1 pseudogene is annotated in these 268 nt (G+C 77.2%); it reads right to left on the bottom strand.

Annotation, left to right across the window (positions count from 1 at the left end):
* Positions 1 to 268, bottom strand: a pseudogene (locus MXD61_RS28705) (zinc-binding alcohol dehydrogenase); the annotation flags it as partial.

Below are 268 nucleotides of genomic sequence, written 5' to 3'. Positions count from 1 at the left end.
GGAGAGGTGTAAACGCGACAGACCCCACCCAGCAGAAAATCCTCGCCGCCGCGCGGCGCCACCCGCACCGCCCGCGTCACCCGACGCACCCCCGCCACCGCCGCCGCCGACCCCACCACCGACGACGCCCCGAACCGGGCCGCCATCCCCGCCGCGAACGCCCCACCCCCGGTCACCACCGCCACCGCACCGGCCTCACTGAACGCCCGCAACGCCAGCACCGTCGCCAACCCCACCGCCCCAGCCCCCACCACCAGCACCCGCGCCC

The organism is Frankia sp. AgPm24 (assembly GCF_023243055.1).
Classification (GTDB): domain Bacteria; phylum Actinomycetota; class Actinomycetes; order Frankiales; family Frankiaceae; genus Frankia; species Frankia umida.
The sequence above is the reverse complement of the archived record's forward strand: the minus strand, read 5'-3'. Positions and strand labels throughout refer to the sequence as shown.